Origin of the sequence: Actinokineospora sp. PR83 (genome assembly GCF_021056305.1) — a bacterium.
Taxonomy (GTDB): Bacteria; Actinomycetota; Actinomycetes; order Mycobacteriales; family Pseudonocardiaceae; genus Actinokineospora; species Actinokineospora spheciospongiae.
Genome location: NZ_JAJCXD010000087.1, coordinates 16860 through 29408 on the forward strand (window position 1 = coordinate 16860; position 12549 = coordinate 29408).

The 12549-nt window shown below is 74.1% G+C and carries 14 protein-coding genes and 1 pseudogene; 3 read left to right on the forward strand and 12 right to left on the reverse strand.

Annotated features, from left to right (window positions below; translation table 11 throughout):
- Positions 1 to 118 precede the first annotated feature (118 nt).
- Positions 119 to 1228, reverse strand: coding sequence for a folate-binding protein YgfZ (locus L6E12_RS27750; protein ID WP_236230875.1), 1110 nt, complete (start codon positions 1226 to 1228; stop codon positions 119 to 121).
- A complete protein-coding gene (locus L6E12_RS27755) occupies positions 1225 to 1605 on the reverse strand; it encodes a transcriptional repressor (protein ID WP_236230886.1) in 381 nt (126 codons plus the stop codon). The genes L6E12_RS27750 and L6E12_RS27755 overlap by 4 nt, the downstream gene beginning before the upstream one ends.
- Positions 1606 to 1702: 97 nt before the next feature.
- Between L6E12_RS27755 and L6E12_RS27760 the strand changes: the two genes are divergently transcribed.
- Positions 1703 to 2548 (forward strand): aminodeoxychorismate lyase, encoded by an 846-nt coding sequence (locus L6E12_RS27760; RefSeq protein ID WP_236230876.1) that lies wholly within the window; start codon positions 1703 to 1705, stop codon positions 2546 to 2548.
- 12 nt (positions 2549 to 2560) lie between these two features.
- Here the strand turns inward: L6E12_RS27760 and L6E12_RS27765 are convergent, their stop codons facing one another.
- Entirely contained in the window at positions 2561 to 3454 is an 894-nt protein-coding gene (locus tag L6E12_RS27765; protein ID WP_236230877.1) for a hypothetical protein, read from the reverse strand.
- A gap of 195 nt (positions 3455 to 3649) precedes the next feature.
- Between L6E12_RS27765 and L6E12_RS27770 the strand changes: the two genes are divergently transcribed.
- Entirely contained in the window at positions 3650 to 3832 is a 183-nt protein-coding gene (locus tag L6E12_RS27770; protein WP_035283516.1) for a DUF3073 domain-containing protein, read from the forward strand.
- Positions 3833 to 4158: 326 nt separating this feature from the next.
- On the opposite strand, the gene L6E12_RS27775 is transcribed toward L6E12_RS27770, so the two are convergent.
- The 6 genes from L6E12_RS27775 to purF form a co-directional block, all read right to left on the reverse strand.
- Complete coding sequence (locus L6E12_RS27775; protein WP_236230878.1) at positions 4159 to 5223, reverse strand: NADH:flavin oxidoreductase/NADH oxidase; 1065 nt, start codon at positions 5221 to 5223, stop codon at positions 4159 to 4161.
- An 84-nt stretch (positions 5224 to 5307) separates the two neighbouring features.
- Positions 5308 to 5736, reverse strand: a complete 429-nt coding sequence (gene arfB / locus L6E12_RS27780) for an alternative ribosome rescue aminoacyl-tRNA hydrolase ArfB (RefSeq protein WP_236230879.1) — start codon at positions 5734 to 5736, stop codon at positions 5308 to 5310.
- A 40-nt stretch (positions 5737 to 5776) separates the two neighbouring features.
- A complete protein-coding gene (locus L6E12_RS27785; RefSeq protein ID WP_236230880.1) occupies positions 5777 to 6565 on the reverse strand; it encodes a hypothetical protein in 789 nt (262 codons plus the stop codon).
- Positions 6562 to 7071 (reverse strand): SigE family RNA polymerase sigma factor, encoded by a 510-nt coding sequence (locus tag L6E12_RS27790; RefSeq protein WP_236230881.1) that lies wholly within the window; start codon positions 7069 to 7071, stop codon positions 6562 to 6564. The genes L6E12_RS27785 and L6E12_RS27790 overlap by 4 nt, the downstream gene beginning before the upstream one ends.
- An 80-nt stretch (positions 7072 to 7151) precedes the next feature.
- Positions 7152 to 8240 (reverse strand): phosphoribosylformylglycinamidine cyclo-ligase, encoded by a 1089-nt coding sequence (gene purM / locus L6E12_RS27795; RefSeq protein WP_236230882.1) that lies wholly within the window; start codon positions 8238 to 8240, stop codon positions 7152 to 7154.
- A gap of 47 nt (positions 8241 to 8287) precedes the next feature.
- The gene (purF, locus tag L6E12_RS27800; protein ID WP_236230883.1) at positions 8288 to 9829 is read right to left on the reverse strand and encodes an amidophosphoribosyltransferase; all 1542 of its coding nucleotides are present in this window, start codon (positions 9827 to 9829) and stop codon (positions 8288 to 8290) included.
- Between the two features lie 142 nt (positions 9830 to 9971).
- Between purF and L6E12_RS34560 the strand changes: the two genes are divergently transcribed.
- Complete coding sequence (locus L6E12_RS34560) at positions 9972 to 10637, forward strand: TVP38/TMEM64 family protein (RefSeq protein WP_308075332.1); 666 nt, start codon at positions 9972 to 9974, stop codon at positions 10635 to 10637.
- A 378-nt stretch (positions 10638 to 11015) separates the two neighbouring features.
- Here the strand turns inward: L6E12_RS34560 and L6E12_RS27810 are convergent, their stop codons facing one another.
- From L6E12_RS27810 to L6E12_RS27820, 3 genes and pseudogenes are all read right to left on the reverse strand, one after another.
- On the reverse strand, positions 11016 to 11396 hold the full coding sequence (locus tag L6E12_RS27810) for a sterol carrier family protein (RefSeq protein WP_236230884.1): 381 nt from the start codon (positions 11394 to 11396) through the stop codon (positions 11016 to 11018).
- A 35-nt stretch (positions 11397 to 11431) separates the two neighbouring features.
- Entirely contained in the window at positions 11432 to 12244 is an 813-nt protein-coding gene (locus L6E12_RS27815) for an ESX secretion-associated protein EspG (protein WP_236230885.1), read from the reverse strand.
- Positions 12241 to 12549, reverse strand: a pseudogene (locus L6E12_RS27820) (hypothetical protein); the annotation flags it as partial. The pseudogene L6E12_RS27820 and the gene L6E12_RS27815, both read right to left, overlap by 4 nt.

Consider the following 12549-nt stretch of genomic DNA (forward strand, 5'->3'; position numbering starts at 1 on the left):
CTGGTGGCCGCTGGGCGCTTGGGTGGGTGTGGTGCTGGATCGGAGTGGCAGTGGTGGGCTGGGGCGGGGAGCGGCCGGCTCGCCTCGGCTGGGTGGGACCAGGCGAGCGGGCCGGGGGTCAGCCTCGGAGGCCCTGGGCGGCGGCTCGGCCCAGGGCGGGGGAATCGGCGGGGATGGCGTCGGGGTCGATGGCGGCGCTGGTACCGGTTTCGCCGACGGTGAGGGGGGTGCCGGGTTCGATGGAGCGCTTGACCAGGGCGAGGGCGATGGGGCCCAGTTCGTGGTGCTGGGCGACCGAGCCGACCTTGCCGACCACGCGTTCGCCCGCGCGGACCTGGTCGCCGGGTTCGGGGACGGTGTCGGAGCCGTCGAGGTGGAGCAGGAGCATGCGGCGTGGGGGGCGGCCGATGTTGTGGACCTTCGAGACCGTTTCCTGGCCCCGGTAGCAGCCCTTGGCGACGTGGGCGGCGACGTGGACCCAGCCGACCTCGTGCGGGATGGTCTTCTCGTCGGTGTCGAGGCCCGCGCGGGGGTGGGCGGATTCGACGCGGAGGGCTTCGAAGGCGAGGCTGCCCATGGGGCGGGCGCCCGCCCCGGTGAGGCGCTGCCACCAGGTGAGCAGGTCGGCGCGGGGGACCAGCAGGTCCGCCGCATCGGGACCGGGCCAGGGCATCCGGCGGACGATGACACCCGCGCCCTCGGCGACCGCGTAGGGGCCGTCGGGGACCGGGAGGCCCGCCTTGGCCAGCAGGTCCGGGGTGTGCGGGCCGACCAGGGACAGCACCGCGCGTTCCGCGGTGGCGTCGCGGGGTTCGACCTTGGACCAGAAGACCATCTGCTCCAGGTAGGTCAGCAGGGGAACCCGGCCGGGGCGGGCGCCCGAGGTCTGCGCGCCCGCCTCGGTGTCGAGCCAGACCGTGCCGTCGACGTGGGCGAGGAGCATGTGGGCCTCGACACGGCCCTGGCTGTCGAGGATCAGCGCCTCGGTGCCCGCGCCCTCGGCGAGGCCGGTGACGTGCTGGGAGATGACCAGGTGCAGCCACGACAGCCGCTCCTCGCCGGGGACGGCGATGACCTCCCGGTGCGACCGGTCGACCACGCCGACCCCGCGGGCGGCGGCGCGCTGTTCGGCGAACGGGTCGCCGAAGTGCCAGGGGACGGCCGCGTCGGGGGAGTCGTCCGGGGCGGGGATGGCGCCGGGGAGGTCGAGGAGGGGGGAGCGGGTCACGGGTTCTCCTGGGAGCAGGCGCGGCAGGTGCCGGACAGCGCGAGGTGGCTGGCGTCGAGGTGGAACCCGTGCCGGGCGCGCAGTGTTCCGCACAGCTCGTCCATGACCTCGCGCTCGGCCTCGTCGACGTGGCCGCAGCGGTGGCAGACCAGGTGGACGTGCTCGTGCTCGTGCACCGAGTAGGTCGGCGCACCGTGGCCGAGGTGGGTGTGGCGGACGACCGCGAGGCTCTCCAGCAGCTCAAGGGTGCGGTAGACGGTGGTGATGTTGACCGTGGGGGTGGTGCGCTGCACGTGCTGGCAGACCTGCTCGGGCGTGGCGTGCTCGAGTTCCAGCAGCGCGTCCAGCACGAGCTGGCGCTGCGGGGTCATCCGCATTCCGCGGCCGTGCAGCGTGTCGCGCAGTTCAGCACGGCGCCTGGCTATCGGGTGCGCGGTTTCCACCCCGTCGATGTTATGCCAGTAGGGTTCTCCCATGCGCGTGCTGGCGATGCTGGACGGGACCGTCCTCGACCCCGACGCCCCCCACATCCGGGTCGACGACCTCGGCCTGCTGCGCGGGGACGGGGTCTTCGAGACGGTGCTCGTGGTGGACGGGAAGCCCCGCGAGCTGGGGCCGCACCTGGACCGGTTGGCGCGGTCGGCGGCGATGCTGGACCTGCCGGAGCCGGACCGGGCCGCGTGGGAGCGGGTGTGCTCGGTGGTGATCTCCGAGTGGCCCGCCGCCGGGGAGATGGCGCTGAAGCTGGTCTACACCCGGGGGCCGGAGTTCGGCGACGGGTCGACCACCTCGTTCGCGCTGGGGCTGCCCATCGCGGCGTCGCAGTTGCGGGCCCGGGTGTCCGGGGTCACCGCGGTGACCCTGGCCCGCGGGTTCGACCCGTCCGACGTGCCGGGGGCGCCGTGGCTGCTGCTGGGGGCGAAGACGCTGTCCTACGCGGTGAACATGGCCGCCGGTCGCCACGCCGCCACCCAGGGGGCGGAGGAGGTCATCTTCACCGCCGCCGACGGCACCGTGCTGGAGGGGCCGACCTCCACCGCGGTGCTGGTGCGGGGGCGGACCCTGCGGACGGTGCCGCCGTCGAGCGGGGTGCTGGCGGGGACCACGCAGGGCGCGTTGTTCCGGGCCGCGGAGCGGGCGGGGTGGACCACGAAGGTGGAGCCGATCCCGGTGGCCGACCTGCGGGCGGCGGACGCGGTGTTCCTGGCGTCGAGCGTCCGGAAGATCACCCGGGTGCGGGTGCTGGACGGGGTGGAGCTGACCGCGCCGCCGGAGCTGCACGCCGAGTTGAACGCGCTCTACGAGTCCGAGTACGCGTAGGCGGTCGCGGGGTCAGTTGAGCTGTTCCCTGGCGGCGAGGTCGCCCCAGAAGTCCCGCAGGCGTTCGAAGCGGGTGCCCACCGTGGTGGAGTCGGAGTCCTCCATGGCCCGGAGGATGGCGTGGACGTCCTCGGCCGAGGTGTCGCCCACGAGTTCCTCGTCGGTGAGGAGCTGGACCAGGCCGCCGTAGTCGAGTTCGACCGCCGAGTGCTCGTGGAAGTTCTCCAGCCACTTGGCCGTGTCGGCGAGGACCTTGGCGGGCCCGCCCTCGCCGAAGGTGCGCGCGGCGAGGGCCTGCGCCCGCTCGGCCCGGCGCCGGGCGTCGGCCATGGCCACCCGCCAGTAGACCTGCCGGTGCGGGTCGGTGCGGGAGGCGGCGGTGACCACGTGCCGGTGGGCCGGGTCGACCAGGGCGAACCAGGGCAGCGGGACGGTCCAGGTCGTGGAGACCACGTGGACCGCGCCGTTGGGGAGGTCGCCCAGGACCGTGGCGGCCCTGGTCCTGGCCGACTCCGCGGTGCCCGCCAGGGCGGCCGCGCGCAGGACCGGGGTGGAGGTGGAGATGAAGCCGACCATCGCCGCCGCGGAGCGGGCGCGCAGGTCCAGCGGGCAGACCAGCGGGCCGGGGCCCACGGTGGCATCCTCGACCGGGACCTCGGCGGGGTCGATCACCAGGAGGTCGCGGACCGCGCTGGTGGACTGGCGGCCGTCGGGGAGTTCACCGGGGAGGGTGCCCGGGGGCGCGTAGAGCTGTGACTTGAGCCACACTTCACGCTCGCGGCGGGCGACGTCCGAGCGGTCCAGGGGGGTGCTCTCGACCGTGGCGCGCAGGCGCCCTGCCAGCGGTTCCGCGAACGCGGACAACGGCTCGTACACCCTCAGGTAGGCGACGAACGGACGGGGCACCCGCCCATCGTTTCACGGGGGGTCGCCATCGCGGCGCCGGGGAGGGATGTTCCCCGGGATGTCGGTTTCTGCACACCGTGCCGCGTCGCACGGAACCCCTTCGGCACGGTACGGTAGTTGGCAGGAATCAACTGTCGACATCTACGGGGCCGCCGTTCCCCCGGCCGCCCCGTCACTGTGCGAGGGGGTCGAGCCATGGGGCGCGGCCGAGCTAAGGCCAAGCAGACGAAGGTGGCCCGGGAGCTCAAGTACAGCTCACACCACACCGACTTCGACGCGCTTCAGCGCGAGCTGTCGAGTGGAGGGCCCGAAGACGGTCACACCAGTGACCGGTTGGAGGACTCGTCCGAGGACGAGTACGACGACTACCGGCGATGAAGCTAGGGTCCGGCGCCACCGGCTCCGGACCCGACCCCGCATCCCCTCTCGTAACGCTGTGAAGGCCACCCCGGCGGCCCTGGTCGCCGGGGTGGCCTTCACAGCGGGTCCAGGACGGTAGCGCGTCCTGGTCGAGTGGGGTCACCGTCGACATCACGGAGACGGCTGCGGCGTGGACCGGCCACCCCGGAACACGCGGCAGCCCCTTCGCGTTCACCCCCCGCCACACCAGGGCACCCGCGGTCTTCCGCGCTGCCCCCGGGCCGTCGACCACACACCGCACCACCCCGACAGCGCGAACCGTCGGGGTGGTCATCGGCGTGCCCTCAGAACGCCCGCTCGTACTGGGCGGGCGGGGACACCTCGTCGCCCAGGGCGGCGGCAGCGCGCAGCGGCCAGTACGGGTCGCGGAGCAGTTCGCGGGCCAGCAGGACCAGGTCGGCGGAGCCGTCGGTCAGGATGGCCTCCGCCTGCCGGGCGTCGGTGATCTCGCCGACCGCACCGGTCGGGACGCCCGCCTTGGTGCGGATGACCGAGGCGAACGGCACCTGGTAGCCGGGGCCGGTCTCGATGGGCGCCGACGGCACGTTGCCACCGCTGGAGACGTCGATGAGGTCCGCCCCCGCGTCGACCAGGGCGCGGGCGATGTCGGCGCTGTCCTCGGCGGTCAGGCCGCCCTCGGTCCAGTCGGATGCCGACAGGCGGGCCAGGACCGGCACGTCCTCGCCGACGGCGGCGCGGACCGCGCGGACGACCTCCAGCGGGAACCGGAGCCTGCCCTCGGCGTCGCCGCCGTAGGCGTCGGTCCGGGTGTTCGACAGCGGTGAGAGGAACTCGTGCAGCAGGTAGCCGTGGGCGGCGTGCACCTCCAGGACCTCGAAGCCCGCCTCGACGGCGTACCGGGCGGCCTCGGTGAACTTCCGCACGACCTCGGCGATGTCGGCCTCGGTCAGCGCCGCCGGGGTGCGGTAGGCGTCGACGAACGGCTCGGTGGTCGGGCCGACCGGGGTCCAGCCGCCGTCGGCGTCGGCGACACCGCCGCGGCCCTCGGCGAACGGGCTGTAGGTGGAGGCCTTGCGGCCCGCGTGGGCGAGCTGGATGCCGGGCACCGATCCCTGCTGCTTGATGAACGCCGTGATCGGCCGCCACGCCTCGACGTGCTCCGGCGACCAGATGCCGGTGTCCTCCGGGGAGATCCGGCCGATCGGCTCGACCGCGCTGGCCTCGGCGAGAACCAGCCCGGCGCCGCCGACCGCCCGCGACCCCAGGTGCACCAGGTGCCAGTGGTTCGGCAGCCCACCGGTGGCCGAGTACTGGCACATCGGGCTGACCGCCACCCGGTTGGGCAGGGTGACCGAGCGCAGGTCGAGCGGGCTGAACAACAGGCTCACGGGTTCTCCTCCGACGCGGTTCGAGTGCTCTCGAAGGGTCCAGCGCCGAATGGCCGGGGGGTGTTCCCGGTGGTGAGCCGGTTATCAGTCGTCCGGGTGAACGCGGCGGCCCTGCTTGGTGCGGGACCGGCGCTTCTTGTCGGTGATCCGGCGCTCGCGGGAACCGCGCGAGGGCTTGGTGGCCCGGCGGGGCGCGGGCGGCGGGGCGGCGGCGTCGCGCAGGAGGGCGGCGAGGCGGTCGCGGGCGGCGGCGCGGTTGGCGAGCTGGGCGCGGAACTCGCTCGCGGCGATCGTGAGGACGCCGTCGACCAGGCGCGACGACAGCTTCGCCAGCAGCCGCGGGCGCAGGTGCTCGGGGACGGCCTGCGAACCGGCCACGTCGAAGGACAGCTCGACGCGGCTGTCGGCGGTGTTGACGCCCTGGCCGCCGGGACCCGACGAGCGGGAGAAGCGCTCGCGCAGCTCGCCCGCCGGGATCACCAGCGCGCGGGTCACCACCAGGTCCTCGGCCACACCACCAGTATGGCCGCGGCGGCCGGGTTCGGCGTAGTGGTTATCCCCCGGTGGCGCTCAGGCCCTCCACCAGGGCCAGGTCGACGACCGTGTGGGTCTCCAGCACCCGCGCCAGCCGCGACGGGAGGATGCCCGAGGCGGTCTCCTGCACGGTGACGTAGGTGTCGTCGGGGCGCAGCGAGGTGACGACGATCGACGAGGCGGCGTGGTCCTCCAGGACCCGCAGGACCGTGCCGTCCGGGTGGTCGTAGCGGGAGCAGACCAGGCTCGACCGCGTCGCGGGCGGGCACTCGGTCGCGGGCGGGACCCCCTCGGGGCCCCGGAGCTGCACGATGAGCCTGCGGTCGCCGGTCTTGGTGATGAGCCGGGCGGACAGGGTGCCCGTGGCGTCGAACCGGTACCACTCGCCGTGCGCGCCCTCCTTCCGCAAGATCTCCACGGGCCAGGCGATGGACGCGTCGCGCATGGCGGCGGAGTTGCGGTCGGCGGAGGTGGTCGCGGGGGCGGCGGAGTGCGTCGTCGTGCTGGTGGAGGGGGGTGTCGACGCGGGGAAGGTGGGCTTCGTGGGCTTCGTGGTGGTCGCCGGGGCCGTGGGGGCGGCCGGGGGCATGGGCTGCGGGGAGGTGCTGAGGGCGCCCGCGGCCAGCGTGCTGGTGCCGATGACGGCGATGGCGGTGACCGCCGCGAAGCCGTAGGCGGCGGTGCGGCGGCGGCGCACCCGGCGGCGGCCCTCGGCGAAGACCGCCGCGCGGTCCAGGGTGAACGGCGGCTCGCCCGCCACCGCCCGGTCGAGGGCGGCGCGGATGTCGGACTCGGTGAACTCGCTCATCGCAGCCCCTCCACGGCCACTCGCCCGTCGGCCAGCAGGGTGCGCAGGGTGGCGAGGCCCTTCGACGCCTGGCTCTTGATGGTGCCCTCGCTCTTGCCCAGCGCCTTGGCGGTCTCGGCGACGGACAGGTCGTCCCAGTAGCGGAGCACGACGACGGCGCGCTGGCCCGCGGGCAGCCGGGCCAGCGCCCGGCGCACGTCGACCGCGTCGTCCACCCCGGCGGGCGGCACGCCGACCTCGGGCAGCCGCTCGACGGCGTTCTCCCGCCTGCGGAACGCCCGCCGGGAGTCGTCGATGGCCGCGCGGACCATGACCTTGCGCGCGTACCCGTCGATGCCGTGGCCGCGGACCAGCCGGGGCCACGCCGCGTAGATCTTGGCCAGGGTCGTCTGCACGAGGTCCTCGGCCCGGTGCCAGTCGCCGCCGCAGAGCAGGTACGCGGTCCTGCGCATCACGGCGGCGCGGCTGTCCAGGTACTCACCGAACTCGCTGTCGCGGTCCGACACGGCGGTCCCTCCCCTCGCACGCTCCGGAGGTAGAACGGCGCGGGGCGGGGCCGGGTTGCCCCGGGGCTGCGATCAGGCGGTCAGAAGCGCGGGTGTTCGCCCACCAGCTCGGCGCGCGGGCCGTCGGCGTCGGTGGCGGGGCGGACCTCGCCGAGCAGCCAGCACGGGACGTGCCGGGCGGTGAGCACGGCCAGCGCGCGGTCGGCCTCCTCCGGCGCGACCACGGCGACCATGCCGACGCCCATGTTGAACGTCCGCTCCATCTCCTCGCGGGCCACCCGGCCGCGCTGGGCGATCATCGAGAAGACCGGCTGCGGGGTCCAGGTGCCGCGCTCCAGGGTGGCGTGCAGGCCCGGCGGCAGCACCCTGGCCAGGTTCGCGGCCAGGCCGCCGCCGGTGATGTGGGCGAAGGTGCGCACCTCCGCCTCGGCGACCAGCGCCAGGCAGTCCTTGGCGTAGATGCGGGTCGGCTCCAGCATCTCCTCGCCCAGGGTGCGGCCGAACTCCTCGACGTGCCCGGACAGCGGGATGCGGCCGATCTGCAGCAGCACGTGCCTGGCCAGCGAGTAGCCGTTGGAGTGCAGGCCGGAGGAGCCCATGCCGATCAGCACGTCACCGGGGCGGACCCGGTCCGGGCCGAGCACGGCGTCGGCCTCGACCACGCCGACCCCGGTCGCCGACAGGTCGTAGGCGCCGTCGGTCATCAGGCCGGGGTGTTCGGCGGTCTCGCCGCCCAGCAGCGCGCACCCGGCCTGCACGCAGCCCTCGGAGATGCCCTTCACCAGTTGCGCGACCCGGTCCGGGAGGACCTTGCCGACGGCGATGTAGTCCTGCAGGAACAGCGGCTCGGCGCCGCAGACCACCAGGTCGTCGACCACCATGGCGACCAGGTCGATGCCCACGGTGTCGTGGATGTCGAGCGCCTGGGCGACCGCGATCTTGGTGCCCACGCCGTCGGTGGAGGAGGCGAGCACCGGCTCCTTCCAGCGGTCGAGCCTGAGCCGGAACAGGCCCGCGAAGCCGCCGATGCCACCGAGCACCTCCGGCCGGGTGGCCTTCGCCGCCCACGGCTTGAGTTTCTCCACGGCCTCGTCACCGGCGTCGATGCTCACCCCCGCGGCCGCGTAGGTGGCGGACAGGGCGGGCTCGGACGCGAGGTTCTCAGTCATGGCTCGAATCAGGTCGGAGGCGGGCGGGGCGGCGGGCTGCCGGGCGATCAGGGGCGACGCAGGGCGTCCTCGGCACCGTACCCGGCGGCCGGGACGGGTGCGGCGGAGCCGGTCACACCCTTCTCGATCCCCTCCAGCAGGTGCTTGCCGATGAGCGCGTCGTCGGGCAGCGGGATCGGGTACTCGCCGTCGAAGCAGGCCGAGCACAGCCTGCTGCGCGGCTGCTCGCTGGCCGCGATCAGCGACTCCAGCGACACGTAGCCCAGGGTGTCCGCGCCGATGGAGCGGCGGATGCCGTCGAGGTCGAGGCCGTTGGCGATCAGCTCGGCGCGGGAGGCGAAGTCGATGCCGTAGAAGCACGGCCAGCGCACCGGCGGCGAGGCGATCCGCACGTGCACCTCCAGCGCACCGGCCTCGCGCAGCATCCGCACCAGGGCCCGCTGGGTGTTGCCGCGGACCACCGAGTCGTCCACCACGACCAGCCGCTTGCCGCGGATGACGTCGCGCAGCGGGTTGAGCTTGAGCCGGATGCCGAGCTGGCGGATGGTCTGCGACGGCTGGATGAAGGTGCGCCCGACGTAGGCGTTCTTGACCAGCGCGGTGCCGTAGGGGATGCCGCTGGCCTGGGCGTACCCGATGGCGGCCGGGGTGCCGGACTCCGGCACCGGGATGACCATGTCGGCCTCGGCCGGGAACTCCACGGCCAGCTTGCGACCGATCTCCACCCGGGTGGCGTGCACCCCGCGACCGGCGATCGTGGTGTCCGGGCGGGCCAGGTAGACGTACTCGAAGACGCAGCCCTTGGGCTCCGGGGTGGCGAAGCGCGACGAGCGCAGCCCCTCGGCGTCGATGGCGATCAGCTCACCGGGCTCGACCTCGCGGACGAAGGAGGCACCCACGATGTCCAGGGCCGCGGTCTCGCTGGCCACGACCCAGCCGCGCTCCAACCGCCCCAGCACCAGCGGCCGCACCCCGTGCGGGTCGCGGGCGGCGTAGAGGGTGGACTCGTCGGCGAAGACCAGGCAGTAGGCGCCGCGCACGGTCGGCAGCAGCTCCATGGCCGCCTGCTCGATGCCCTTGTCGGCGGCACCGGCGGCGAGCAGCCCGGTCAGCAGGTCGGAGTCGGTGGTGGCCCCGCGCATCGCGCCGACACCCAGCTCGACACCGCGGTCGCGCAGCTCGGCGGTGTTGACCAGGTTGCCGTTGTGGCCCAGTGACAGACCGCTGCCGGTGGCCGTGGTGCGGAACGTCGGCTGGGCGTTCTCCCAGGTGGTGGAGCCGGTGGTGGAGTACCGGCAGTGCCCGACGGCGATGTGCCCGCGCAGGCTGGACAGCACCTGCTCGTCGAACACCTGGCTGACCAGCCCGAGGTCCTTGAAGACGACGATCTGCCTGCCGTCGGAGACGGAGATGCCCGCCGCCTCCTGGCCGCGGTGCTGCAACGCGTAGAGGCCGTAGTAGGCGAGCTTGGCGACTTCCTCGCCGCGGGCCCAGACCCCGAAGACACCGCACTCCTCGCGCGGCTCGGGATCCGGCTGGTCGGGATCTTGCTGGGACGACGGGCCAGTTGCGGACTGGTCGGTGACCACTCAAGCACTCCCTAGGACGGAACTGGGCTCACCCCAAGTGTAGGTGCTGTTCGGCGGTGCACCGACCGCGGCGAGGTGGGCCGCGTCACCGACGGGGTCGGCGGTGGGGTCCGCGCACCGGTCGCCGGATACCGTTGCGCGGGTGTCGGGACGCCGCGTGTTGATCGCACTGCTCGCCGCCGTGGTCGCGCTGGTCGTGGCGGGTTCGCTGGTGCCCATCCCCAGCCCGGTCGAGGTCCGCGACTGGGCGGCCGGGTTCGGCTGGGCCACCCCGGTGCTGTTCCTGGCGGCGTACTCGCTGCTGACCGTCCCCCCGGTGCCGCGCACGGTGTTCAACCTGTCGGTGGGCCTGGTGCTGGGCGAGGGCTGGGGCATCGTCATCGCCATGGCGGCCACCACCATCGCCGCCGCCCTGGCCTTCTGGCTCAGCCGCGGCCTCGGGCGGCGGTGGGTCGAACCCCACCTGGAGCGGGCCGTGCTGCGGGCGGTGAACTCGCGGCTGACCGGCAGCGGGTTCGCCGGGGTGCTGGGGCTGCGGCTGATCCCGATGGTGCCGTTCTCGGCGATGAACTACTGCTGCGGGCTGTCGGAGATCCGGTGGCAGCCCTACCTGGCGGGGACGTTCCTGGGGTCTGTGCCGGGGACGGTGGCGGCGGTGCTGCTGGGGGACGCGCTGACCGGGACCACGCCGCCGGAGTTGCTGGCGGTGTACGGGGTGCTGGCCGTGGTGGGGGCGGTGTTGATGTGGGCGGCGTTGCGGCGGGCGCGGCCCGAGGTGCTGGAGCCGGTCGGGGTTTCCGGTTCCTGACCTTAAAAGCGCCGGGATTTTGTCGCTGGTGCCCGGGTGGGTGGATCCGCTTGGGCGGGGCCCCTACGCCGATCATGCGCCCAGTGTGACCGAGTGGGGCGAAAAGATGCCCCACAGCCCAAGCAGGCTTGCACATGATCGGCACCCCCACCCAAGCACATCCACCCACCCGGGCCTCTGCTTAGCCGGGCCGGCGGTTGGCGGGGTGGTCGGCTATCGCTGCGCCGGTGGGGTTCGGCGTGGCTAGCCGCCAGACTGGCGGTTGGCGAGGTGGTCGGTGGCTGCGCCCGGTGGGGTTCGGCGTGGCTGGCCGCCAGACTGGCGGTTGGCGAGGTGGTCGGCCGTTGCGCCGGTGGGGTTCGGGGGGCTGGGCCTGCGCTAGAAGCGCAGCAGGGGCAGGTGGTCGGAGAGATCGGCGCGGGAGCCGGAGGCGGAGACCCTGGATTCGGCGACCGCCGTGTACCAGTCGAGGGCGCCGGTGGCGAGTTCGAGCCAGGTCCTGGGGTCGGTTTCGATCGTGTTGGGTGGGTTGCCCCGGGTGTGGCGGGGGCCCTCGATGCACTGGACCGCCGCGAAGGGTGGGACGCGGACCTCGACCGTGTGGCCGGGGGCGTCCTGTTCCAGGGTGCGCAGGCTCAGGCGGACCGCTGCCGCCAGGGTGGGGCGCGGGGGCTGGGGGGCGCCGTCGCGCAGCCAGGGGAGGACCTCGGTGATGGCGGTGCGGAGGTCGGTGGCGGTGACCGGTTTGCGGGAGGGCACCGGGTCAGCCCCGGGGTGGGTGGGGGGTCACGCGCTCAGCCCTCGGCGGTCCGGCGGACCTCGGTGAGCACCTCGTCCACCTGGTGCACCATCCGGCGCTGGTCGGCGGGGGAGATGGTGGTCCAGAAGGTGCCGTCCGGGGCGGCGCGGCGGATCTGGACGTAGCGGCCCGCGTCGGTGTCGAAGAACGAGACGACCCGGTCCGCGCGGAGTCGACGGCCGAGGCGGTCGCGGGCGGCGGCCCCGAAGTTCCCGGTGCCCCGGACGTCGTCGATCATCTCGACCAGGGCGGTGACGTCGTCGGAGCGCAGGCCCTGGGCGGAGAGGGCCAGTTCGAAGCCCTTGCGGGTGCCGTCGGTGGCTCGGGCCGCCGCCTCGAAGTCCTCGGTGCGGAGGGTGACCGACTGGCCGGGGCCCGGCGGGTGGGCCGGGAGGACGCCGACGGCGGCGGCGGGGAGGTTGGCCGCCGAGGTGCGGCTCAGGGTGATCGAGTCCTCGCTGAGGACCGCCAGCGCCGCGTCGTCGCCCGCCGCGCAGGCGATCAGGCGCAGGCCGCGGCCCACCCAGGTGCGGGCGTCGACCTCGCGGTCCGGGCGGGCCAGCAGGGTGAACAGGTGCTCGACCTCCGGGTGCACGTCGACCTTGCGGCCGAGGCCGCGCCGGTCGAGGTCCGCCCACACGCGCTCCTCGATCGCCGCGCGCTCCTCGTAGGTCTTGCCCGGGGAGGGCACCTTGACGACCAGCGGCATGGTGCCCGGCCGCAGGTGGCCCCAGAGGACGTCGAACTCCAGCGCGGACAGCGCGATGGGTGGGCGGTCGTCCACGTCGATGACCCCGAACGCCGTCACCGGTCGGAACCGAGCACGCCCGGTGCCACGTGCCGCTCGTCGCCGAAGATGTCGTCGGTCTCGACCAGGTAGCTGGCGTGCTCGAAGTCCTCTTCCTCGTCGGCGTTCGCACCGCGGGCGCCGCCCACGGCCCCGGCGCCCACGCCCGCCTTGCCGCCCGCGGCACCGGCGGTGCCGTTGCGGCCGCCGAGCAGCGAGTCACCGGAGAACGAGCCCGCGCCCGCCACGCCACCACGGCCCAGGGGGTTGTTGGCGCCGCCGCGCGCCGGGCCCTCGGCGGGAGCGGACCCGCCGAGCCCGCCTGC